This window comes from Rhodoferax sp. LS1R11, assembly GCF_056521395.1.
This window is the reverse complement of sequence record NZ_JBWMAW010000013.1, coordinates 67865-89658: the sequence shown is the minus strand read 5'-3', so window position 1 is coordinate 89658 and position 21794 is coordinate 67865. Positions and strand designations below refer to the sequence as shown.

Below are 21794 nucleotides of genomic sequence, written 5' to 3'. Positions count from 1 at the left end.
TTGAAGAAAGGGGGAGATTGTCGCAGGCCGGGCATGGACTCCGACGGCGCGCCCCCAGTCCCTGTCTGTTCAGGACTTGCGGCGCCCTCGCTGAGCAGCGGGCACGCCGACGCCGCTCCAGGCGCGCAGGGCTCTGAGCAAGGGGCGCTTCTTGGCCTGGTGGCCGCCCATTCTTTTCAGGATGTCGTCCAGCGTTCGGATGGCGGCGGTGATGTAGGGGCCCTTGTTGAGCATGACGCACTCGGCGCGCACGCCCAAACCGGCATCTGAAATCTCGGCCCGGGAGGGCAAGCCGGTCTTGGCCAGTGACTCCAGGACCTGGGTGGCCCAGATGACGGGCATGTGGGCGGCCTCGGCGCACCACAAAATCTCTTCCTGCACTTCGGCCAAGCGTTCATACCCGCACTCCACGGCCAGATCCCCTCGCGCAATCATCACGCCAGCGGCCTTGGCGGCCATGGCGGCCAGCAGGAGTTCCGGCAGGTTTTCGAATCCTTGCAGGGTTTCAATCTTCAGAACAATGCCCATGTCGTCCCGCTCCAGGCGATGCAGGTGCTCGCGTAACAGCGCCACGTCGGCAGCTTGCTGGACGAAGGACAGCCCCACCATGTCGGCTTCAAGCGCCACCACGGCCAGGTCTTCAATGTCTTTTTCGCTCAGGGCCGGAAGACTCAGCAGGCTGTCAGGCAGGTTGATGCCTTTGTCGCCCACCAGTTTTTCGCCACCCTCCCGGACCTGGGTGATCTCGATGTCCAGCCAGTGGGACGAGGTGTGACGCACCACGCCGCCGATCCGGCCATCGTCAAACCAGATGCGTTCTCCCACGTGGACCTGATCAATCACCTGCGGCAAGGTACAGGCGATGTGCGCATGGTCCTCATGGTTTTCACTGGCATCATCGGCCAAAACGGCCGCATGTCCCACGCCCGTTTTGGTCAGTCGCAAGGCATCGCCTCGGTCGAGATGGAGCGCGCCGGGCAGGCTGGCAATCTGGCAGACCAGCGTGGTGTGCTTTTTCTTTCCCCCTGACCCGCCCACGGTGAGAATGGTTTCTGGCGTCAGGTAAGCGGTTTGCAGGCACTCGGCGATGGCGCCATTTTCGTCACGGTGGACCACCAGAAAATGCCGTTTGGCGCCCCGCGAGTCGGTGAATTCAATGCTGGTGCCGACCTTGAGGCGTTGCAGCCAGACCTCCCAGACGCCAATGCTGGCATCCACGTTGGACAGGTCTTCCTTGCCGCTGATGGGCCGCAAGCCCAGTCGCGCCGGGCGGAAAACGCGTCCGAATTCGTCCTTGCCGGGTTTGATCTTCAAGACCGGCGGGCGGGGGGCTACCTCGCCCGTTCTGATTTTTGGTCCGCCCAGGTCCATCAAAATTTTCACCTCACGCCGTGCCGCTTTCGCCGCGCGCCGGACGTTGGCCGCCATGGCACGCCAGTTGTCGGGGCCGTCGTGAGCACAATTGATGCGGGCGATATTCATGCCAGCCTCCACCAGGCCGCGCACTACCCCAAAGTCCGTCGCGGCCTCAGTGGGCAGCGTCACCATGATGCGAACCGGCCGGTCCGCCGGCGCCGCGCCCAGCAGCTTGACCGTGTGGCACACCAGAAGCTCCCGGCTTCTGACGCTGCCTACCGGCTCTTCCACGGACTTGTCCTGCCAGGTTTGGCCTGTCAGGCGGTGAAGAATGCCCAGCACTTTGTCCAGGTTGGCCAGCACATTCGACTCCGACCGCCCGAGGGACGACAACCCCAACCAGGCCAGTTGCTCCTGCAGGGGGCGCAACTCAAAACTGCGCAGCGTCAGGTAGTGAACCAGGTTGCGTGCACTGGGGCGATGCTCGGGCAAGACCTGGTCAAGTTCTGCTGCCATCGCGCTTTCGCGCTCTAGCATGGCGTGGCGCATCAACTGCAGTTGGGCGATGAGCGCCAGGCAAATGTCTGCGTCCCAGGGGGCTGGGTCTGGCGTTGACGGGGTTTCAGGGGCGGCGATGGGGGACTTCTTGGTAGGCATGCCCTCTTTTTATGAAAAATTCGTGACACGGTCATGACGAAAGGGTGGTCCGCAGGTCTGCCTGCCTCAGCCGCGCTGGGTCACACGTGCTAGCATATTGGTGCTTTAACACCAATGAGGAGTATGCACATGAGCCGTTTGACCATCACCCTCTCCGAGCCGCGTTACCGCGCCCTGAAGGAAGCCGCGGCCCAGCGCGACAAAACCATTGGCCAGTTGATTGACGAGAGCCTGGACTTCTATGGCATCAAGTCACGCGAGCAAGCGCTTGACCTGGTGCGCCGGGCGCGGTCGCGCAGCGGGCTGAGCGACGCGCAGGCATTCGATGCGGCGCAGGAGGCGGTGCAAGCCACGCGTCACGCCGCGTGAGCACTTTTTTCATTGTTGACACGAATGTTGTCGTGGCCGGCTTGCTCACTTCGCAGGCGGACTCACCGGTGGCCCGGATTCTGGATGGCATGCTGGGTGCCGCATTTCCGTTCGTGTTGTCCGAGGCTCTGCTGGCCGAATACCGCGCGGTGCTGGTTCGACCGAAGCTGTGCAAGCTTCATGGCTTGTCTGAAACAGAGATCGACCTCATCTTGACGGACATGGCCCGTCACGCCATTGTGCTGATCCCCGCGCCCATCGCGGCCGTCCGCCTTGCGCCGGACCCGGGCGATCAGTTTTTGTGGGACCTGCTGGCTACCCGCGCAGATCTGGTGCTGGTCACCGGGGATAAATTGCTGCTGCAGGATGAGGCCATGCAAGCGCGGGTGATCTTGCCGCAGGCTTTTGTGGCTCAGATGTGGCATTGATTGCTATTTAATTTATAGCTTCTTGCGCACGTTCTACCTGGGCTGCAGGCTGGTTTTATATAAAAATAGGACCGGGGTTAAACGGTATAGGTGTTCGGCCATCTGCGACTGTTTTGGCCAATGAGTTCAATCTTCGCTATTGGGGTGAACGCGTTACGGTCAACACCGCCCGCAACTGGCTCTTGGGCAAATCCATTCCCATGCAGGACAAATTGCGCGTGCTGGCTGAGTGGCTGCACGTCAGTGCTGATGAGTTGCGTTTTGGCACGCTTGCGCCCACTTTCAAGGCACAAGAAGCTGGTGTTGATTTCTCTGCGCTCACCATGCAGGACCGCGACATGCTGGCGCGCTAAATGACGCTAGCCGTTGGGGATCGAAAAACCGTGTGTGATGTGGTGACCGCGCTGGCTGTGGCGGCGGCTGTCAAAGCGCGAAATTTATAAGCAATCGGGTTTGGATTTCAATCAGCCGCGCACGGCCAACAAGCGGGACAAGTCGGCTTGCAAGCTCTCCAAGTCATCAAGGACTGTGAAATAAACGATTTCATCATCCACCGAGTCATAGCCGTGAATGATCCGGTTCCGCAGATCAATGGCCAGTTTCAAATTGACCACTGATCCCATCAGCGTGGGCTCCAGTTTTGCCAATCGCGAGCAGGCTTCCCCCAGTATTTCAAGTTGACGTTCTACGGCTGAGCGGCGCATCTTGTCCGCGACATACGCTTCCAGCGCAATGCCTGCAACAAACTCGCGGGCCGAACCGATCGCCCCCAAGGCATCAACCAGCAGTTTGGGTAGTTTGTCGGTCATAAATGACAGTTCGGCTTTTGTTGACCGATTGCAAAAAGTAGGGGTTGCGGATGTAGCGGGGGTTCACCAAATCAACATGGCGGCCGAGCAACTGTTCAAGGTCGTCCGCCAGTGCCGTCCAGCGCTTGGCGCGAGAGCCTGGAATTTGCGCGTCCAGCTCCACCAAAAAGTCAAAATCGCTGGAGTCGGGATTGAACTCTGCACCCGTCGCCGAGCCAAACAGTTCCAGATGGGCAACACCATGCCTTTCACACAAGGCGGAGATGCCGGGTAGCTGAGAGGCCAGTGAGATGTGCATTCGGGCATTATCAAACAGATTCTCACAGGGACAGGGTGTTGACCCTGTTGCACCCGGCGTGCTCACCTCACAGCCTGAGCCACAATCACGCCATGCCCGCTGCGCCGTCCCCGTCCACCCAACCCAAACCCCTGTCCGCGCCCCAGAAAGCCCTGCAAAAGCTCGGCCTGGTGCGTGCCATTGACCTGGCCTTGCACCTGCCGCTGCGTTATGAGGATGAAACCCGCATCGTCAAACTCAGCGACGTGCGCGAAGGCGAGGTGGCGCAGATTGAGGGCACGGTCACGTCCTGCGAGGTCAAGATCGCCGGCCACCGGCAACTGCTGGTTACGGTGGACGATGGGACCGACACCTGCCTGCTGCGTTTCTTCACTTTCTACCCCTCGCACCAAAAGGCGCTGGCCGTGGGCAACCGCGTCCGGGCGCGCGGCGAGGTGCGCGGCGGCTTCATGGGGCTGACCCTGATGCACCCGGCGTTCAAGCCCGCGGGCGGCGAACTGGCCGGTGCGCTCACGCCGGTGTACCCCACGGTGGCCGGTTTGCCGCAGGCCTACCTGCGCCGGGCGGTGCTGGGCGGGCTGGCGCGGGCGGACCTGACGGACACCATTCCGGTCGACTATTTAAGCCAAATTGGCCTGCAGCCCAGGTGGAACATGCGGGAGGCGCTATCATTTTTGCACCACCCCACGCCCGATGTGTCGCTGGCCACGCTGGAGGACCACAGCCACCCCGCGTGGCAGCGGCTGAAAGCCGAGGAGTTGCTGGCGCAGCAGTTGTCGCAGCTGCAGTCCAAGCGTGAACGCGCCCGGCTGCGGGCCCCGGTGCTGGTGCCGCAGCGTTTGCGGCCCGCGGCGCCGTCCCTCGCCCATTTGCCCCTGCATGAGCAACTGCTTGCCGCACTGCCATTCGCACTCACCGCCGCCCAGCGGCGCGTGGTGGAAGAAATCATGCAAGACCTGCGCACGCCTGTGCCCATGCACCGCCTGCTGCAAGGCGATGTGGGCTCCGGCAAAACCGTGGTCGCGGCGCTGGCCGCCGCGGTGTGTATTGACGCGGGTTGGCAGTGCGCGCTGATGGCGCCGACCGAAATTCTGGCGCGCCAGCACTTCACCAAGCTGCTGAGCTGGCTGGAGCCGCTGGGCATCACAACCGCCTGGCTCACCGGCAGCCAGAAAACCAAAGAGCGCCGCGAGATGCTGGCGTTGATTGCCAGCGGCGAGGCCGGGCTGGTCATCGGCACGCACGCCATCATCCAGGAGAAAGTGGTGTTCAACAAGCTGGCACTCGCCATCATTGACGAGCAGCACCGCTTTGGCGTGGCGCAGCGTCTGGCCTTGCGCAGCAAGCTGACGCTGGAGACGCCGGACGACGCCTCGACCCTGTTAGAGCCCCATCTGCTGATGATGACCGCCACGCCCATTCCGCGCACGCTGGCCATGAGCTACTACGCCGACCTGGATGTTTCCACCATCGACGAGCTGCCCCCTGGGCGCACGCCCATCATCACCAAGGTGGTGAACGATGCCCGGCGCGACGAGGTGATCACCCGCATCCGCGCCCAGCTGACCGAGGGGCGGCAAATCTACTGGGTCTGCCCGCTGATTGAAGAGAGCGAGGCGCTGGACCTGACCAACGCCACCGAGACCCACGCGCAGTTGAGCGCCGCCCTGCCCGGCGTGATGGTGGGGCTGCTGCACTCGCGCATGCCGGCGGCGGAAAAACGCGCGGTCATGGCGCTGTTCACCAGCGGCGACATGGGCGTGCTGGTCAGCACCACGGTGATTGAAGTGGGCGTCGATGTGCCCAATGCCTCGCTGATGGTGATTGAACATGCCGAGCGTTTTGGCTTGTCGCAACTGCATCAGTTGCGTGGCCGGGTCGGGCGCGGGGCTGCGGCCTCGGCCTGCGTGCTGTTGTACTCCACGGGCGACGCGCCGCGGCTGGGCGAGACCGCGCGCGCGCGCCTCAAGGCCATGGCCGAGACCAACGACGGCTTCGAGATCGCCCGGCGCGACCTGGAGATTCGCGGCCCCGGCGAGTTTCTGGGCGCCCGCCAGTCAGGGGCGGCCATGCTGCGCTTTGCCGATCTGGCCACCGACACCGATCTGCTGGACTGGGCGCGTGAACTGGCACCGGTCATGCTCGACCAGCATCCGGCGCTGGCCGAAAAGCATGTACACCGCTGGCTCGGTGGCAAGGCCGAGTATTTGAAGGCCTGAATAAGGGCGCAAGCGTTTATGCTCGGGCATCATGCTGCGCCTGACCCAAGCCCCCAATCTGGCGATTGCCACGCTGTGGGCCGATGCGTTGGCGGTTGAGGGCATCACAGCGAGTGTGCAACGCGAGTTTCTGGTGGGCTTGGCCGGTCAGCTGCCACCGGACCAATGCCTGCCCGAGGTGTGGATTCACCATGCCACGCAAGAGGCGCGGGCCAGAACGCTGCTGCATGACCTGCAACATGTGCCGCAGCACCGCTGGTTTTGTGCCTGTGGTGAACTGGTGGAAGGCGGCTTCGAGCAGTGCTGGAACTGCGCCGCACTGATGCCACGTTGATGCCGCGGTAGTGCTACCTTGAGCGCGTTGTCAGTTCAGCGCTGGCCCACCCGCACATTGCCAAAAATGGCTTGCGCCTCGCGGGGCAGGCAGCGCCAGTAGGGTGGACTGGCGGTCACTTGGCCGCCCAGCGCGGCTGCCGCTTCCCAGGGCCAGCGGGGTTTGTAGAGCATCACACGGGCCAGGGCGATCAGGTCGGCGTCACCCGCCTCGATGATGTCCTGCGCCTGTTGGGGGTCGGTGATCAGGCCCACGGCCAGGGTTGTCAGCCCCGACGCCTGGCGGATCTGGCGCGCAAACGCCACCTGGTAAGCCGGGCCAATGGCAATCTTCTGCAGCGGCGAGATGCCGCCCGACGACACGTGGATGAAGTCGCCGCCCAGTGTCTTGATCTGGCGCGCCAGTTCGGCGGTCTGGTCCACGTCCCAACCGCCCTCGACCCAGTCGCTGGCCGACACCCGCAGGCCCAGTACGCCGTCAAACACCTGGCGCACGGCCGCAAAAACCTCCAATGGAAAACGCACCCGGTTCTCAAAGCTGCCGCCGTAGGCGTCGGTGCGCTGGTTGGCCAGGGGCGAGAGAAACTGGTGCAGCAAATAGCCGTGCGCGCCGTGCAGTTCAATGGCCTCGATGCCCAGGCGGTCGGCCCGCTGCGCGGCCTGCACAAAGGCGTCCTTGATGCGTGTCATTTGTTCAACCGTCAATTCAGCGGGCGGCGGCTCGTTGGGCAATTGCGGCAAGGCCGATGGCCCCACCGTCTCCCAGCCGCCCTGGGCCGCAGACAACAGCTGCCCGCCTTCCCAGGGAATGGCGCTGGACGCCTTGCGCCCCGCATGCGCGAGCTGGATGCACACGGGCATGGCCGGCGCGAGCTGGCGGGCACGCGCCAGGGTGTCCCCCAGGGCCTGCTCGGTGCGGTCATCCCACAGCCCCAGGCAGCGGGGGGTGATGCGCCCCTGGGCTGTGACCGCTGTGGCCTCAATGGTGAACAGCGCTGCGCCGCTGTTGAGCAGGTTGGTCCAGTGCGCCAGATGCCAGTCGCTGGCGGCGCCGTCGTCGGCCGCGTACTGGCACATGGGGGCGACGACGATCCGGTTTGACAAGTCGAGCCCGCCGCGCGGGGAGGACAGTTTCAGAGGGGAAAACAGCAGGCTCATCGGGCGTCCTCAGGGGGTGGGGGTGGGGCGCTGGCGCCTTGATCGGCCAGCTCGCAAATTGTGTCATGCCCCGGTGAACCAGGCATGGGCGCTCCCGATCAACCCCGGGGGAGAGGTGTTTTCTCCAAAATAAGCCGGCTTTGGCATGCCGGCCGTGCTTATCGCTGGAATCTCCCGGGCTTGAATGCAACAATTGCGGCATGACACTCACTGAACTCAAATACATCGTGGCGGTTGCCCGTGAGCGGCACTTTGGCAAAGCGGCTGACGCGTGCTATGTGTCGCAGCCGACGCTGTCGGTCGCGGTCAAGAAGCTGGAAGAAGAGCTGGAAGTCAAGTTGTTCGAGCGCAGCGCGAGTGAGATTTCCGTCACCCCCCTGGGTGAAGAAATTGTGCGCCAGGCGCAGGCGGTGCTGGAGCAGGCGGCCAACATCCGGGAGATCGCCAAGCGCGGCAAAGACCCGCTGGCCGGGCCCCTGACGCTGGGCGTGATCTACACCATCGGGCCTTATCTGCTGCCCGACCTGGTGCGCCAGATGATCACCCACACGCCGCAAATGCCGCTGATGCTGCAGGAGAACTTCACCGTCAAGCTGCTGGAGATGCTGCGCACCGGGGAGATTGACTGCGCCATTCTGGCCGAGCCTTTTCCGGACGCCGGGCTGGCCTTGGCCCCGCTGTACGACGAGCCTTTTCTGGCGGCTGTGCCGGTGAACCACCCGCTGGCCGCGCACGACCACGTCACCACCGAAGAACTCAAGCGCGAGACCATGCTGCTGTTGGGCAGTGGCCATTGTTTTCGGGACCATGTGCTGGAGGTGTGTCCGGAGTTTGCCCGCTTCTCCAGCAATGCCGAGGGCATCCGCAAGAGTTTTGAGGGCTCGTCGCTGGAGACCATCAAACACATGGTGGCCGCCGGCATGGGTGTCACCCTGGTGCCGCGCCTGAGTGTGCCCAAAGAGGCCATGGCGGCCACGCCCCGGCGCAAGCGGGATGAAGATGCCTACGTCAAATACCTGCCGTTCGAGGGCGACCCGCCAACCCGCCGCGTGGTCTTGGCCTGGCGCCGCAGCTTCACCCGCTACGAGGCCATTGCCGCGTTGCGCAATGCCATCTACGCCTGCGAGTTGCCGGGCGTGAACCGTTTGTCCTGATCAACAAGGTTGTGCTGACATGAGTCTTTCCCAGGCTGCCATTCTGGCGCCGGTCCCGCTGGTGGGCCGTTATCTGTTTTTCTCCCTCGCGTCGGCCGAGGCGCTGCCTCAGAGCCTGACCCGGCTGGCCGCGCTCGCCGATGGTGCCCAGACCCTCGTCGGGCTGGGCCCTGAGTTGCTGCAGGTGCTTGGCGTCGAGGTGCCCGGCCTGCATCCCTTTGCGCCGCTGTCGGGCCCGGGTGTGCAGGTGCCCAGCACGCCGGTGGCATTGTGCTGCTGGTTGAGTGGCACCGACCGGGGCGACCTGGTGCTGTTGACACGCGCGATAGAGAAGGCCTTGGCGCCCGCTTTCAAGCTCGACCAGCTGATTGAGGCCTTTCGATATGGCCAGGGCCCCACCGGGCATGGCCGTGATCTGACCGGTTACGAGGATGGCACCGAAAACCCCGCGGGCGAAGACGCCCAACTGGCAGCCCTGGTGCAGGACGCGGCGCCCGGTTTGGCCGGTTCCAGCTTCATGGCGCTGCAACAGTGGGTGCATAACCTGGATGCGTTTGACGCCATGAGCACGGCGGAGCAGGACAACACCATCGGCCGCCAGCGCAGCGACAACGAAGAGCTGGAAGACGCCCCCGCGTCGGCCCACGTCAAGCGCACCACGCAGGAGGATTTCGAGCCGCCTGCTTTTGTGGTGCGCCGCTCCATGCCGTGGGCGCAAGGCAGCGCGGCCGGTCTGGTGTTCGTGGCGTTTGGCAAGTCCTTTGACGCGTTTGAGGTGCAGATGCGTCGCATGGCGGGGCTGGACGATGGCGTGACGGATGCCTTGTTCCGCATCTCCCAGCCGGTGACCGGTGCCTTTTTCTGGTGCCCGCCGATGCATGACGGGCGGCTGGACCTGCGCTGGATCGGGCTGTGAGCGGGCCGGGCGAGGTGAGCGCCGCGCGGCGCAAGCTGGCTTTGTATTTGAGCCTGATCCGGTGGGACCGTCCTGCGGGCTGGCTGTTGCTGTTGTGGCCCACCCTGGGCGCCCTGTGGGTGGCTGCGGGGGGATTCCCCGGCTGGCATTTGCTGGCCGTCTTCACGCTGGGCACCATCCTCATGCGCAGCGCGGGGTGTTGCATCAATGACGTGGCCGACCGGGATTTTGACCGCCACGTCAAACGCACGGCGGGGCGCCCGGTGACCACCGGTGCGGTGTCGGTCAAAGAAGCGCTGGCCTTTGGGGCGGTGCTGGCGCTGCTGGCCTTTGCCCTGGTGCTCACCACCAATGCCGTCACTGTGGCCTGGTCGGTGGGGGCGCTGGCAGTCACGCTCATCTACCCCTACGCCAAACGCTTTGTGTCCATGCCACAGGCGGTGCTGGGCGTGGCGTTCAGCTTTGGTATTCCGATGGCGTTCTCTGCGGTCGGTGGGGGTGACGCACTCAGCTGGTCCGCGTGGCAGGCCAGCGTGCCGGCGCTGGGCTGGGTGCTGATGCTGGGCAACCTGTTCTGGGTGCTGGCCTATGACACTGAATACGCCATGGTGGACCGCGACGACGATGTGCGTCTGGGCATGAAAACATCGGCCATCACCCTGGGGCGGGCGGATGTGGCGGTGGTCATGCTGTGTTATCTGATTTATATGGCTATTTGGGCTGTAGCCCTTGCTGAACGTGCGGTAGGTGCTATGTTTTATATAGCAATTGTGCTGGCCTTAGGACAGGCCGCCTGGCACTTCACCCTGATTCGGAGCCGTTCACGGGAGGGTTGTTTCAGGGCATTTCGCCTCAACCACTGGCTCGGTCTCACGGTGTTCGCAGGTATTGTTGCGAGCTATGCCGTGGCTTGACGTGGCGATCATGGCCAGTGGCAAAGCAAATGTTGAATTTGTCACACCTCATCGCCGGTCTAAACACCGCCAAATTCATCGCCCAGTTCTTTGGCCCGCTGGCAGGCGGCGTGCATGGCGCGCATGAACTGGCTTTTGACATCGTCGTTTTCCATGCTGGAGATGGCGGCATAGGTGGTGCCGCCTTTGGAGGTGACGCGCTGACGCAGGATTTCCGGGGGCTCGCCCGAACTGCGGGCCAATTCTCCGGCGCCAATGAAGGTGGCCACAGCCAGTTGGTAGGCTTGCTCACGCGCGAGGCCCATCTCGGCGCCGGCGGCGGTCATGGCTTCCATGAAGTAAAACATGTAGGCCGGGCCGGAGCCGGACAGGGCGGTCACCGCATCCAGCTGTTCTTCGGCCTCCAGCCAGAGGAACTCGCCCGTCGTGGCCACGACCTGGCTGACCCAGTCCTTGTCCTGGGGGGTGGCGGCTGAGCGGGCAAACAGGGCAGTGATGCCTTTGCCAATCAGTGCCGGGGTGTTTGGCATGGCGCGCACGACGCGCTCGGTGTCCAGCCAGCGTGCAATGCTGTCGCTGCGGATGCCCGCGGCCACGCTCAGGTGCAAGGCATTTTTGGTGTGAAAGCGCGCCAGCAGGGCGGCTTCCTTGAAGGTCTGGGGCTTGACGGCCCACACCACCAGGTCCGTCTGTGCCAAAAAGGCGCCGGGTTGGGGTTGGGCGACGATGCCGTAGCTGCTGTTGAGCTTGTCCTGTGCTTCGGCAAAGGGCTCCACCACATCAATATGGCGGGCCGAAAAACCCTTGCCGATCAAGCCGCCAATGATGGCGCTGGCCATGTTGCCGCCGCCGATGAATGCAATACGCTCGCTCATGAGTTCCCCTCGGGTGACTTGGCACACCCGGTGTGGCCAAAGCCTTCGAGTTTACTCAAAAGCCGGACCGGCAAAGCGTTCCGGCGAGGACGCGGCGCGAGGGGTCAAAGCACGGTTTGCCGGACCGCGTGTTCCCAGCGTTCCATCAGTTCCCTGGCGCGCACGGGTGCCAGCGTTGGCAGAAAACGTCGCTCCGAGCGCCACAACTCACCCAGTTCGTCTGTGCTTTGATAGGCGCCAGTAGACAGGCCCGCCAGGTAGGCGGCGCCCAGCGCCGTGGTTTCGATCACGGCCGGGCGCACCACCGGAATCCCCAGCAAATCGGCCTGGAACTGCATCAGCAGGTCGTTCACGCAGGCGCCGCCATCGACCCGCAGTTCAGCCACCGCATTGCCGCCTGCTTCCTGCGCATCGCGGCTCATGGCCTGTAGCAAGGCCGCGCTTTGGTAAGCAATGCTCTCCAGCGCGGCCCGTGCGATGTGGGCGACCGTGCTGCCCCGGGTCAGCCCGGTGATGGTGCCGCGGGCATCCGGTTTCCAGTAGGGCGCACCCAGCCCGGTGAAGGCGGGAACCACCATGACACCGCCCGCATCGGGCACGCTTTGGGCCAGCGCCTGCACCTCGTGGCTGCCCTGGATGGCGCGCAGGCCGTCACGCAGCCACTGCACCACGGCGCCGCCGACAAACACGCTGCCTTCAATCGCAAACTCGGTCTGCGTGGTGGCTTGCGCGGCGCTGGTCGTGATGAGGCCGTTGTGGGAGAGCTGGAATTTCTGGCCCGTGTGCATCAGCATGAAGCAGCCCGTGCCGTAGGTGTTTTTGACCATGCCGGCCTTGAAACAAGCCTGACCAAACAGCGCGCTTTGCTGGTCCCCCGCCACGCCGCCAATGGGAATGGTGTGCCCCAATAAGTCTGGCGTCACCTCGCCGTAAAACGCACTGGACGGTTTGACCTGCGGCATCAGGCTGGCCGGGATGTCCAGCGCCTGCAGCAGCTCGGGGTCCCACTGGTTGGTGTGCACGTTGAACAGCATGGTGCGGGCGGCGTTGCTGACATCGGTCGCATGCACGGCGCCGCCCGTGAGGCGCCAGATGAGCCAGCTGTCCACCGTGCCAAAGGCCAGTTCGCCGTTGGCCGCTTGCTGCCTCGCCAGTGGCACGTGGTCCAGAATCCATTTCAGCTTGGTGCCGGAGAAGTAGGCGTCGACCAGCAGCCCGGTTTTGGCCTGAATCAGGTCGGCCAGTCCCTGCTCACGCAAGGCCACGCAGGTGGGTTCAGCGCGCCGGTCCTGCCAGACGATGGCGTGGTGGATGGGCAGGCCCGTGACCCGGTTCCAGACCACCGTCGTTTCACGCTGGTTGGTGATGCCGATGGCCCGCACCTGGCTGGCCTGGATGCCCGCTTTGGCCAGTGCGTCACGCGAGGTGGCCAGCTGCGTGCGCCAGATTTCCTGGGGGTCATGCTCGACCCAGCCGGGTTGGGGATAAATTTGCGTCAGCTCTTGCTGGGCCTGGGCAACGATGTGCCCGTCCAGGTCAAAAACAATGCTGCGGGAGCTGGAGGTGCCCTGGTCCAGGGCAAGCAGATAAGTCATGTGAGTGTCACGGGTAAAAAATGGGGGTGAATGCGCCGGGCGCTCAGCGCAGGGCGACGTCATAACGCACTTGTGCCTCAGCCAGCAAGGCCGGGAACGGGTCAGGCGGGGGTGCGTCCGTGAACAGTCGGTCAATCTGGGACAGCGTGCCAACCTCCACCATGGCGGGCCGGTTGAACTTGCTGATGTCGGCAGCCAGCCAGACTTCGCGGGCGTGGGACATGATGGTTTGCGACACCTTGACCTCGCGGTAGTCGTAGTCGCGCAGCGAGCCATCCGCCTCAATGGCCGAGATACCGATCAGCGCGATGTCGACCTTGAACTGGCGAATGAAGTCCACCGCCGCCTCCCCGACGATGCCGCGGTCACGTCCGCGCACCACGCCACCGACCACGATCACTTCACAGCGGGCGTTGGCGCTGAGGATGGTGGCCACGTTCAGGTTGTTGGTGATGACCCGCAGTCCCGTGTGCTGCAGCAGCGCCCGCGCAATCGCTTCGGTGGTGGTGCCGATGTTCAGGATCAGCGAGCATTCGTTCGGTACAGCCGCGGCCACGGCCCGCGCAATACGGGTTTTGCCTTCGGCATTCAGGTTTTCGCGTTGTTGGTGCGCGATGTTCTCAATGGTCGAGCTGGGGACGCGCACACCGCCATGAAACCGGGTGAGCAGGCCTTCGTCGGCCAGTCGTTGAACATCACGCCGGACGGTTTGCAGTGTGACGCCCAAGGTGTCGGCCAGCTGCTCCACGGTGACGGAGCCCTGGGACTGTACGACGGCAAGCAGTGTGAGTTGTCTGGGGTTTGGATTCATTCTTGTATTTTTATCCCAAGTGGAAACAAGGCCTTGACTTTAAAGCGAACAAAAAGGAATTCTCATAGGGTTAATACCGATTAAAAAGGAATCAAAACGAATAATAATTCTCGAAATCGAAAATAGGTTCGATGCTGAATTCATTCCAAAAAAGGTCGTGTGATGCAGTTGACGCTTGAGAGCATCCATAAAAAAGTCGGAGCGCAGACGTGGCTTTACGACATGAGCATTGCGCCGCGCAGTGGTGCCGTGACGGTGTTGCTCGGTGCCACCCAGGCGGGCAAGACCAGCTTGATGCGCATCATGGCCGGGCTGGATGTCCCAACCAGTGGGCGTGTGCTGGTGGATGGCCGCAGTGTGGTCGGTGTTCCCGTGCGGGAGCGTAATGTCGCCATGGTGTACCAGCAGTTCATCAATTACCCGTCCATGAAGGTGCGTGACAACATCGCTTCGCCTTTGAAACTGCGCGGCGAAAAAAACATTGATCAGCGGGTGCGTGAGCTGGCTGAAAAACTGCACATCGAGATGTTTCTGGACCGCCTGCCTGCCGAGTTGTCAGGGGGGCAGCAGCAGCGCGTTGCACTGGCTCGCGCACTGGCCAAGGGCGCGCCCTTGATGTTGCTCGACGAGCCCCTGGTGAACCTGGATTACAAGTTGCGTGAAGAGTTGCGTGATGAGCTCGGCGATTTGTTCTCGGCGGGCAACTCCACGGTCATCTACGCCACCACCGAGCCCGGTGAGGCCCTCTTGCTGGGGGGCTATACCGCGGTGCTGGATGGGGGTGAATTGCTTCAATATGGGCCAACCTCCGAGGTCTTTCACAAGCCCAAGTCATTGCGCGTGGCGCGGGCCTTCAGCGACCCACCCATGAACCTGATGGTTGCCAGTGCAGCAGCGTCGGGTGGCGTGCAGCTCGATGGCGGGCCGCTGCTGTCCATGGGGTTGCCTGCGAACGCTTCGCGTCAGCTGACGGTTGGCATGCGGGCCAGTGCCTTGAGGGTGAGCGCCCAGGCGGGGGATGTGTCCCTGCAGGGGAAGGTCGAGCTGGCCGAAATTTCGGGCTCCGACACCTTTGTTCACCTGGTCACGCCGGTGGGCGAGCTGGTGGCGCAGTTGACCGGTGTTCATTACTTTGAGTTGGGTGCGCAAGTGCCTCTTTACTTCAATCCGGCACAGGTTTATGTGTTCGATGCCCAGGGGCTCTTGCTGCTGTCCCCGGTGCGCGGCGGAGGGCGCTGATATGGCACTGATTGAACTTGATCTGGCCCATGCCTACCGGCGGGATCCCAAGGTGGACAGCGACTATGCGCTGCTGCCCTTGAAAATGGCATTCAAAGACGGCGGTGCCTATGCGTTGCTGGGGCCGTCGGGTTGTGGCAAGACCACCTTGCTCAACATCATGTCCGGCCTGGTGACGCCCTCTCAAGGGGCGGTCAGGTTTGATGGCCGAGACGTCACCAGGGCGTCGCCGCAAGAGCGCAACATCGCCCAGGTGTTCCAGTTTCCGGTGATTTACGACACCATGACCGTGGCTGAAAACCTGGCGTTCCCGCTGCGCAACCGAAAGATGCCCAAAGCGCAGATTGACAAACGGGTGGGCGAGATTGCCGAGATGCTGGAAATGAGCGGCCAGCTCAACCAGCGGGCGGCGGGCCTGGCGGCAGATGCCAAGCAGAAGATTTCGCTGGGCCGCGGTCTGGTGCGCCCCGATGTGTCGGCTGTGCTGTTTGATGAGCCGCTGACCGTGATTGATCCGCACCTCAAGTGGCAATTGCGCCGCAAGCTCAAGCAGATTCACCATGAACTCAAGCTCACCTTGATCTACGTGACTCACGACCAGGTGGAGGCGTTGACGTTTGCGGACCAGGTGGTCGTGATGACGCGCGGTCGGGTGGTTCAGGTGGGGTCGGCGGCGGATTTGTTTGAGCGGCCGAGCCACACGTTTGTGGGACATTTCATTGGTTCTCCCGGCATGAATTTCCTGCCGGGTCAGGTCAGCCAGGAAGGGTTGCAACTGGCGGGCAAAAACCTTGGTTTGCCACCCGGCCGGACACTGCCGCTTGGCGAGTTCAAGCTGGGAATTCGTCCGGAGTATGTCCGGTTGGTGCCAGCGCAAACACCGGGCGCTTTGGAGATGAAGGTGTCCCAAGTGCAAGACGTGGGCACCCACGTCATGTTGAGCGCCCATGTCGCTGGTCACACGGTCAAGGCCCGCCTGTCAGCCGATGCGGCGCAATTGTTGCCGGGCGACCTGGTGTGGCTCAAGGTGCTGAGCGAGCACACCTGCTTTTATATCAATGAGGAGATCGTGCCATGAGCACTACCGTGAAACCGGTGAACCAGAAGGCCTGGTTCCTGATCCTGCCGGTGTTGATTTGTGTCGCCTTCTCGGCCATCCTGCCCTTGATGGTTGTGGTCAATTACTCGGTGCAGGACATCATTTCACCCGAGCGCCGGGTTTTTGTCGGGACCGAATGGTTTGCCGCCATCATGCGCGACGAAGAACTGCATGGTGCCTTGTTGCGCCAATTGACCTATTCGTTTTCAGTCCTCGCCGTTGAACTGCCGCTGGGTATCTTGCTGGCCTTGTCCATGCCTGCCCAGGGCTGGAAATCCTCCGTGGTGCTGGTGATTGTTTCGCTGTCCTTGCTGATCCCGTGGAATGTGGTCGGCACCATCTGGCAAATCTTCGGTCGTACCGATATTGGCTTGATGGGGGCTGCCTTGCAAGGCATGGGTATTGAGTACAGCTACACCGGCAACGCGGCGCACGCCTGGCTCACCGTGTTGCTCATGGACGTCTGGCATTGGACGCCGCTGGTTGCCCTGCTGGGTTATGCGGGCCTGCGCTCCATTCCCGATGCGTACTACCAGGCCGCCAGTATCGACGGTGCGAGCAAGCTGGATGTGTTTCGCTATGTCCAGCTGCCAAAGATGCGTGGCGTGTTGATGATCGCGGTGTTGCTGCGTTTCATGGACAGTTTCATGATTTACACCGAGCCGTTTGTGTTGACAGGTGGCGGTCCAGGTAATTCGACGACGTTTCTGTCGCAATTCCTGACCCAAAAGGCGGTCGGGCAATTCGATCTGGGTCCCGCGGCCGCTTTCTCGTTGATCTATTTCCTGATCATTTTGTTGCTGTGTTTCATTTTGTACAACTGGATGCAGCGCGTGGGCACCCAGGAAAAGGAAGGTGGCCATGAATAAGCCGAAATTTCAGAAGCGGACCCTGTTCCTGCTGGTCTATCTGGTGTTTGCGCTGTTGCCCATCTACTGGATGATCAACATGTCTTTCAAGACCAACAATGAGATCCTGGCGGGCTTCTCGCTGTTTCCAGAGCACTTCACCTGGGCTAACTACCAAACGATTCTGACGGATCCGGCGTGGTACTCGGGCTATATCAACAGCCTGATTTATGTCGGCATCAACACCGTGATTTCACTGACGGTCGCGCTGCCTGCCGCTTATGCGTTTTCCCGCTACAGCTTTCTGGGCGACAAGCATGTGTTCTTCTGGTTGTTGACCAACCGCATGACGCCACCGGCCGTGTTTTTGTTGCCCTTCTTTCAGCTCTACACGTCGGTTGGCTTGATGGATACCCATATTGCGGTTGCCTTGGTGCACTTGCTGTTCAACGTGCCCTTGGCGGTATGGATTCTGGAAGGTTTCATGAGTGGCATTCCCCGGGAAATTGATGAAACGGCCTATATCGACGGTTATTCATTTCCCAAGTTTTTCGTCAAGATATTTCTTCCCTTGATCAAGGCTGGCGTGGGCGTCGCAGCGTTCTTTTGCTTCATGTTCAGCTGGGTGGAGTTGCTGCTGGCGCGCACCTTGACCAGCGTGAATGCCAAGCCGATTGCGGCGACCATGACACGCACCATTTCCGCTTCCGGGATGGATTGGGCCACATTGGCCGCAGCAGGTGTCCTCACCATTGTGCCGGGCGCGATTGTGATCTGGTTTGTTCGGAATTACATCGCGAAGGGTTTCGCGATGGGACGCGTTTGATAGGAGCTCAACATGTTTGAATGGATGGCCTGGACCACCCCTGTCGCTGTATTTTTCCTTTGCATTGTGCTCATGTTGTTTGGCATGACGGTGTGGGAAATCAAGTCCCCGACCACGATGCGAAAGGGTTTTCTCCCGCTGGAAACCACGCGGGGTGACCGCCTCTTCATCGGCCTTTTGGCGGCCGCCTATACCAACCTGGCTTTTGTTGGCCTCAGTGGCAAGCTGGGGGTGCTCCTGGGTATGGAGACAGACCCATCCATCTGGTTCAGTTTTATCGTCTCGATTGCCTTGCTCGCGCTGATCATGCGCAAGGGTTGATTTTCTCGGTATCAAGGATCGGCTTGTTTTCCCCTGGAGCCGAAGCAGCCTTTGTGTCAGGGGTCTTATAAATCTGAGGAGATTGATCATGAAATTACGGTACTCCGTATTGGCCGTGGCGGCAGCCTGCGCGGTGGGTAGCCAGGTATGGGCTGATGAAGCCGCCGCAAAAAAGTGGATCGACAGCGAGTTTCAACCTTCGACCTTGTCTAAAACACAACAAGCTGCCGAAATGAAATGGTTCATTGACGCAGCGAAAAAGCTTCAGGCCAAGGGTGTGAAGGAGATATCGGTGGTCTCCGAGACGATCACTACCCACGAATACGAATCCAAGACGCTTGCCAAAGCGTTTGAAGAAATCACCGGCATCAAAGTCAAACACGACCTGATTGGTGAAGGTGACGTGGTTGAAAAGCTGCAGACCTCGATGCAGTCTGGCAAGTCAATTTATGACGGCTGGATCACGGACTCCGACCTGATCGGTACACACTACCGTTATGGCAAGGTCATGAATTTGACCGATTACATGGCCGGATCTGGCAAAGAGTGGACCAATCCAGGTCTGGACTTGAAAGACTTCATTGGTACCAGCTTCACCACCGGACCTGACAAGAAGTTGTACCAGCTGCCAGACCAGCAGTTTGCCAATCTTTATTGGTTCCGTGCTGATTTGTTTGCCAAGCCAGAACTGAAGGCCCAATTCAAAGCCAAGTATGGCTATGACCTTGGCGTGCCTTTGAACTGGAGTGCTTACGAGGACATCGCAGCTTTCTTCAGTGAAGATGTCAAGACCATCGACGGCAAGCCAATCTATGGCCACATGGACTACGGCAAAAAAGACCCCTCGTTGGGATGGCGCTTTACCGATGCCTGGTTGTCGATGGCGGGTACTGCAGATATTGGCATCCCGAACGGAAAACCGGTTGATGAATGGGGCATTCGGGCTTCCGCTGATGGCTGCACACCACAAGGTGCGTCTGTGTCACGTGGTGGCGCAACCAATTCTCCCGCCGCCGTTTATGCGTTGACCAAGTACATCGACTGGATGAAGAAGTACTCGCCCAAGGAAGCGATTGGCATGACTTTCGGCGAGGCTGGACCCGTCCCTGCGCAGGGTCAAATTGCCCAGCAGATTTTCTGGTACACCGCGTTCACAGCGGACATGGTCAAGCCTGGTTTGCCTGTGGTGAATGCGGATGGCACACCCAAGTGGCGGATGGCGCCGGGTCCCAATGGTCCGTATTGGAAGCAGGGCATGCAAAATGGCTATCAGGACGTTGGTTCATGGACTTTCTTCAAGGACCACGATGCCAACAAGGTTGCAGCCGCCTGGTTGTACGCACAGTTTGTGACGGCTAAAACCACGTCGCTGAAAAAGACGATAGTGGGTCTCACACCTATTCGCGAGAGCGATATTCAATCGGCTGCGATGACCGCCATGGCGCCCAAGCTGGGTGGCCTGGTTGAGTTCTACCGCAGCCCTGCCCGCGTCGCTTGGACGCCCACCGGCACCAATGTGCCTGACTATCCGAAGTTGGCCCAGCTGTGGTGGAAAAACGTAGCGGTTGCTGTAACAGGCGAGAAGACCCCGCAGGCCGCCATGGACAACCTGGCCAGCGAGATGGACGACGTGATGGGTCGTTTGGAGCGTGCTGGCATGGCGCATTGTCCACCCAAGCTCAATGCGAAGAGTGACCCCGGCAAATGGCTGAGCGACAAAGGGGCTCCCTGGGCCAAGTTGGCCAACGAGAAGCCCAAAGGCGAAACCATTGCCTACGATACGTTGTTGAACGCCTGGAAGAACGGCAAGACCCGCTAGTTAGTCCATTGAGGTTTTCAATGCTCTGAAAGATGGCCGTGTGAGCAGAAGTGCCACACGGCTTTTTAATTTGTTTTATGGCACACATCATGCAGCCCTTATTGACCCCGCGAAGTGAACTGATCTCCCGATTGGCAGAGCGTCAGCCCTATGACATTGCGATTGTCGGGGGCGGTGCGACCGGGCTGGGCGTAGCGCTGGACGCTGTGGCGCGTGGCTTCAGGGTTGTATTGGTGGAGTCGCATGACTTTGCCAAGGGGACATCGTCCCGGGCGACCAAACTGGTTCATGGCGGTGTCCGGTATCTTGCGCAGGGCAATATCTCCCTGGTGCGTGAAGCGCTGCATGAACGCACCACCTTGCTGAACAATGCACCTCATTTGGCGCAGCCATTGGCATTCATCATGCCCTCCTACAAATGGTGGGAGACTCCGTTTTATGGTCTTGGCTTAAAGATGTACGACGCTCTTGCAGGCAAGGCTGGGCTGGGGAAAACAGAATTTCTGAACCGTGCCGAGACATTGAGTTATTTGCCAACGGTTCTACCGCAAGGGCTCAAGGGAGGCGTCAAGTATTGGGACGGCCAGTTCAATGATGCTCGGTTGGCTTTGGCGCTGGCACGGACTGCCGCGAAACGAGGCGCACTGCTTGTGAATTACTGCCGTGCCGTCGATTTGCGCTATGAAGCCGGAAAAATAGCAGGACTTGTTTGTGAAGACACCCAGACCGGCAAGCAATATCAAATCGACAGTGGTTGTGTCGTTAACGCCGCCGGCGTGTGGGTTGATGAGCTCAGGGAAAAAGACGGAAAGGCTAACCCCGGCAATGGAAAACACCCGACTAAGCCCATCGTGGCGCCAAGTCAGGGTGTCCACATCGTGGTGGAACGCGACTTTCTGGGGGGCGACGTTGCCTTGATGGTGCCCAAGACCGCCGATGGCCGTGTATTGTTTGCCGTGCCTTGGTTAGGCAAAGTGATTCTTGGCACCACCGACACGCCACGAAATGATCTGGCGCGCGAGCCGCTTCCTTTTAGGGAGGAGGTTGAGTTCATTCTGAGTGAGTCCGCCCGTTATTTGCGCCGTGCCCCGGTTCGCACAGATGTCAAAAGTGTTTGGGTGGGGTTGCGGCCGCTGGTCAAGCCGCAGGATGACGATGGTGAAAACACAAAAGGCATCAGTCGCGAACATACTGTGCTGGTGAGTCGCAGCGGTCTCGTCACTGTCACGGGTGGTAAATGGACGACCTACCGTGCCATGGCAGAAGATGTCCTGGACAAATGTGCTGAAAAGGCGTTGCTTGAAAATCGTCCCAAAGGCGTGACCACGCATTTAAAACTCGTGGGTGCGGAAGGGGGTGACGATCAGCAACAGTCGATTTGCAAACCGCCAGGTCTTCACTCTTACGGTACTGAGCAAGCCGAGGTGCTGGCGATGCCGGGGTCCGAAAACCAGCTGTGCGACGGGTTGACCGAAGGTATGGTGAGGTTCGCCGCACGGTATGAATATGCAATCAAGGTGGAAGACGTCTTGGCACGACGAACTCGTCTGTTGTTTCTTGATGCCGCTCTGGCGAGTTCGCTGGCCTCTCAGGTCGGTGAGATCCTGTGCCAGGAGACGGGGTTGGACCCCGAAATAGCCGCATTTATAGAGCTGGCAGCCCACTATTTACGATTGCCGCAATAAAAAGGCTTGCAGGCCTCCGAAAAGTTCGGCATAATTGTGGGCTTCGCTTGAAAAAGTATGAAGTA

22 protein-coding genes are annotated in these 21794 nt (G+C 61.0%); 15 read left to right on the top strand and 7 right to left on the bottom strand.

Translation table 11 applies throughout. The features are described 5' to 3' along the window. Positions 1 to 69: 69 nt before the first annotated feature. On the bottom strand, positions 70 to 2013 hold the full coding sequence (locus tag AC097N_RS15585) for a pyruvate kinase (RefSeq protein WP_479582529.1): 1944 nt from the start codon (positions 2011 to 2013) through the stop codon (positions 70 to 72). Positions 2014 to 2142: 129 nt separating this feature from the next. On the opposite strand from AC097N_RS15585, the gene AC097N_RS15580 reads away from it, so the two are divergent. The 3 genes from AC097N_RS15580 to AC097N_RS15570 all read left to right on the top strand — a co-directional run bounded on the left by AC097N_RS15580 (position 2143) and on the right by AC097N_RS15570 (position 3163). Continuing rightward, positions 2143 to 2382 (top strand): CopG family transcriptional regulator, encoded by a 240-nt coding sequence (locus AC097N_RS15580; protein WP_479582527.1) that lies wholly within the window; start codon positions 2143 to 2145, stop codon positions 2380 to 2382. After that, on the top strand, positions 2379 to 2810 hold the full coding sequence (locus AC097N_RS15575) for a putative toxin-antitoxin system toxin component, PIN family (protein WP_479582525.1): 432 nt from the start codon (positions 2379 to 2381) through the stop codon (positions 2808 to 2810). The genes AC097N_RS15580 and AC097N_RS15575 overlap by 4 nt, the downstream gene beginning before the upstream one ends. A 113-nt stretch (positions 2811 to 2923) precedes the next feature. Then, a complete protein-coding gene (locus tag AC097N_RS15570; protein WP_479582523.1) occupies positions 2924 to 3163 on the top strand; it encodes a hypothetical protein in 240 nt (79 codons plus the stop codon). A 111-nt stretch (positions 3164 to 3274) separates the two neighbouring features. On the opposite strand, the gene AC097N_RS15565 is transcribed toward AC097N_RS15570, so the two are convergent. After that, positions 3275 to 3619: a HepT-like ribonuclease domain-containing protein gene (locus AC097N_RS15565; RefSeq protein WP_479582521.1), complete on the bottom strand. Its 345-nt coding sequence runs from the start codon at positions 3617 to 3619 to the stop codon at positions 3275 to 3277. After that, entirely contained in the window at positions 3588 to 3917 is a 330-nt protein-coding gene (locus AC097N_RS15560) for a nucleotidyltransferase family protein (RefSeq protein WP_479582519.1), read from the bottom strand. The genes AC097N_RS15565 and AC097N_RS15560 overlap by 32 nt, the downstream gene beginning before the upstream one ends. A 92-nt stretch (positions 3918 to 4009) precedes the next feature. Here AC097N_RS15560 and recG point away from each other — a divergent pair, with 92 nt between their 5' ends. After that, positions 4010 to 6136 carry an ATP-dependent DNA helicase RecG gene (gene recG, locus AC097N_RS15555; protein WP_479582517.1) on the top strand — a complete coding sequence of 709 codons (2127 nt, stop codon included), beginning with the start codon at positions 4010 to 4012 and terminating at the stop codon, positions 6134 to 6136. 31 nt (positions 6137 to 6167) lie between these two features. Beyond that, positions 6168 to 6470, top strand: a complete 303-nt coding sequence (locus tag AC097N_RS15550) for a putative signal transducing protein (RefSeq protein ID WP_479582515.1) — start codon at positions 6168 to 6170, stop codon at positions 6468 to 6470. A gap of 35 nt (positions 6471 to 6505) precedes the next feature. Here AC097N_RS15550 and AC097N_RS15545 read toward each other — a convergent pair whose 3' ends face one another. After that, positions 6506 to 7627 (bottom strand): NADH:flavin oxidoreductase/NADH oxidase, encoded by a 1122-nt coding sequence (locus AC097N_RS15545; protein WP_479582513.1) that lies wholly within the window; start codon positions 7625 to 7627, stop codon positions 6506 to 6508. 200 nt (positions 7628 to 7827) lie between these two features. Between AC097N_RS15545 and AC097N_RS15540 the strand changes: the two genes are divergently transcribed. Genes AC097N_RS15540 through ubiA form a run of 3 tightly spaced genes read left to right on the top strand, consistent with a single transcriptional unit; the run spans position 7828 to position 10611 of the window. Beyond that, positions 7828 to 8781, top strand: coding sequence for a LysR substrate-binding domain-containing protein (locus tag AC097N_RS15540; RefSeq protein WP_479582511.1), 954 nt, complete (start codon positions 7828 to 7830; stop codon positions 8779 to 8781). 19 nt (positions 8782 to 8800) lie between these two features. Continuing rightward, the gene (locus AC097N_RS15535) at positions 8801 to 9697 is read left to right on the top strand and encodes a Dyp-type peroxidase (RefSeq protein WP_479582509.1); all 897 of its coding nucleotides are present in this window, start codon (positions 8801 to 8803) and stop codon (positions 9695 to 9697) included. Beyond that, complete coding sequence (ubiA, locus tag AC097N_RS15530; RefSeq protein ID WP_479582507.1) at positions 9694 to 10611, top strand: 4-hydroxybenzoate octaprenyltransferase; 918 nt, start codon at positions 9694 to 9696, stop codon at positions 10609 to 10611. Before AC097N_RS15535 ends, ubiA begins: the two co-directional genes overlap by 4 nt. Before the next feature lie 59 nt (positions 10612 to 10670). On the opposite strand, the gene proC is transcribed toward ubiA, so the two are convergent. From proC to AC097N_RS15515, 3 genes are all read right to left on the bottom strand, one after another. After that, positions 10671 to 11486: a pyrroline-5-carboxylate reductase gene (proC, locus tag AC097N_RS15525; protein ID WP_479582505.1), complete on the bottom strand. Its 816-nt coding sequence runs from the start codon at positions 11484 to 11486 to the stop codon at positions 10671 to 10673. 104 nt (positions 11487 to 11590) lie between these two features. Next, positions 11591 to 13081 (bottom strand): glycerol kinase GlpK, encoded by a 1491-nt coding sequence (glpK, locus tag AC097N_RS15520; RefSeq protein WP_479582503.1) that lies wholly within the window; start codon positions 13079 to 13081, stop codon positions 11591 to 11593. Positions 13082 to 13124: 43 nt separating this feature from the next. Then, a complete protein-coding gene (locus AC097N_RS15515; protein ID WP_479582501.1) occupies positions 13125 to 13892 on the bottom strand; it encodes a DeoR/GlpR family DNA-binding transcription regulator in 768 nt (255 codons plus the stop codon). Between the two features lie 162 nt (positions 13893 to 14054). Here AC097N_RS15515 and AC097N_RS15510 point away from each other — a divergent pair, with 162 nt between their 5' ends. From AC097N_RS15510 to AC097N_RS15480, 7 genes are all read left to right on the top strand, one after another. After that, positions 14055 to 15131, top strand: a complete 1077-nt coding sequence (locus AC097N_RS15510; RefSeq protein ID WP_479582498.1) for an ABC transporter ATP-binding protein — start codon at positions 14055 to 14057, stop codon at positions 15129 to 15131. Position 15132: 1 nt separating this feature from the next. Continuing rightward, positions 15133 to 16209 (top strand): ABC transporter ATP-binding protein, encoded by a 1077-nt coding sequence (locus AC097N_RS15505; RefSeq protein ID WP_479582496.1) that lies wholly within the window; start codon positions 15133 to 15135, stop codon positions 16207 to 16209. Then, entirely contained in the window at positions 16206 to 17099 is an 894-nt protein-coding gene (locus AC097N_RS15500; RefSeq protein ID WP_479582493.1) for a carbohydrate ABC transporter permease, read from the top strand. The genes AC097N_RS15505 and AC097N_RS15500 overlap by 4 nt, the downstream gene beginning before the upstream one ends. Beyond that, positions 17092 to 17904: a carbohydrate ABC transporter permease gene (locus AC097N_RS15495; RefSeq protein WP_479582491.1), complete on the top strand. Its 813-nt coding sequence runs from the start codon at positions 17092 to 17094 to the stop codon at positions 17902 to 17904. The genes AC097N_RS15500 and AC097N_RS15495 overlap by 8 nt, the downstream gene beginning before the upstream one ends. 12 nt (positions 17905 to 17916) lie before the next feature. Beyond that, positions 17917 to 18225: a DUF2160 domain-containing protein gene (locus tag AC097N_RS15490; RefSeq protein WP_479582490.1), complete on the top strand. Its 309-nt coding sequence runs from the start codon at positions 17917 to 17919 to the stop codon at positions 18223 to 18225. Positions 18226 to 18313: 88 nt separating this feature from the next. Continuing rightward, positions 18314 to 20044, top strand: coding sequence for an ABC transporter substrate-binding protein (locus AC097N_RS15485; RefSeq protein ID WP_479582488.1), 1731 nt, complete (start codon positions 18314 to 18316; stop codon positions 20042 to 20044). A gap of 77 nt (positions 20045 to 20121) precedes the next feature. Further along, positions 20122 to 21729 (top strand): glycerol-3-phosphate dehydrogenase/oxidase, encoded by a 1608-nt coding sequence (locus AC097N_RS15480; protein ID WP_479582487.1) that lies wholly within the window; start codon positions 20122 to 20124, stop codon positions 21727 to 21729. Positions 21730 to 21794: the final 65 nt, after the last annotated feature.

Excerpts from the sequence above, each read along its gene's own strand:
- AC097N_RS15510 (WP_479582498.1), top strand. The coding sequence starts at position 14,055 with ATGCAGTTGACGCTTGAGAGCATCCATAAAAAAGTCGGAGCGCAGACG.
- AC097N_RS15495 (WP_479582491.1), top strand. The coding sequence starts at position 17,092 with ATGAATAAGCCGAAATTTCAGAAGCGGACCCTGTTCCTGCTGGTCTAT.
- AC097N_RS15560 (WP_479582519.1), bottom strand. The coding sequence starts at position 3,917 with ATGCACATCTCACTGGCCTCTCAGCTACCCGGCATCTCCGCCTTGTGT.
- glpK (WP_479582503.1), bottom strand. The coding sequence starts at position 13,081 with ATGACTTATCTGCTTGCCCTGGACCAGGGCACCTCCAGCTCCCGCAGC.
- AC097N_RS15490 (WP_479582490.1), top strand. The coding sequence starts at position 17,917 with ATGTTTGAATGGATGGCCTGGACCACCCCTGTCGCTGTATTTTTCCTT.
- AC097N_RS15585 (WP_479582529.1), bottom strand. The coding sequence starts at position 2,013 with ATGCCTACCAAGAAGTCCCCCATCGCCGCCCCTGAAACCCCGTCAACG.
- AC097N_RS15550 (WP_479582515.1), top strand. The coding sequence starts at position 6,168 with ATGCTGCGCCTGACCCAAGCCCCCAATCTGGCGATTGCCACGCTGTGG.
- AC097N_RS15515 (WP_479582501.1), bottom strand. The coding sequence starts at position 13,892 with ATGAATCCAAACCCCAGACAACTCACACTGCTTGCCGTCGTACAGTCC.
- proC (WP_479582505.1), bottom strand. The coding sequence starts at position 11,486 with ATGAGCGAGCGTATTGCATTCATCGGCGGCGGCAACATGGCCAGCGCC.
- AC097N_RS15535 (WP_479582509.1), top strand. The coding sequence starts at position 8,801 with ATGAGTCTTTCCCAGGCTGCCATTCTGGCGCCGGTCCCGCTGGTGGGC.
- AC097N_RS15545 (WP_479582513.1), bottom strand. The coding sequence starts at position 7,627 with ATGAGCCTGCTGTTTTCCCCTCTGAAACTGTCCTCCCCGCGCGGCGGG.
- AC097N_RS15540 (WP_479582511.1), top strand. The coding sequence starts at position 7,828 with ATGACACTCACTGAACTCAAATACATCGTGGCGGTTGCCCGTGAGCGG.
- AC097N_RS15565 (WP_479582521.1), bottom strand. The coding sequence starts at position 3,619 with ATGACCGACAAACTACCCAAACTGCTGGTTGATGCCTTGGGGGCGATC.
- AC097N_RS15485 (WP_479582488.1), top strand. The coding sequence starts at position 18,314 with ATGAAATTACGGTACTCCGTATTGGCCGTGGCGGCAGCCTGCGCGGTG.
- AC097N_RS15480 (WP_479582487.1), top strand. The coding sequence starts at position 20,122 with ATGGCACACATCATGCAGCCCTTATTGACCCCGCGAAGTGAACTGATC.
- AC097N_RS15500 (WP_479582493.1), top strand. The coding sequence starts at position 16,206 with ATGAGCACTACCGTGAAACCGGTGAACCAGAAGGCCTGGTTCCTGATC.
- recG (WP_479582517.1), top strand. The coding sequence starts at position 4,010 with ATGCCCGCTGCGCCGTCCCCGTCCACCCAACCCAAACCCCTGTCCGCG.
- AC097N_RS15580 (WP_479582527.1), top strand. The coding sequence starts at position 2,143 with ATGAGCCGTTTGACCATCACCCTCTCCGAGCCGCGTTACCGCGCCCTG.
- AC097N_RS15505 (WP_479582496.1), top strand. The coding sequence starts at position 15,133 with ATGGCACTGATTGAACTTGATCTGGCCCATGCCTACCGGCGGGATCCC.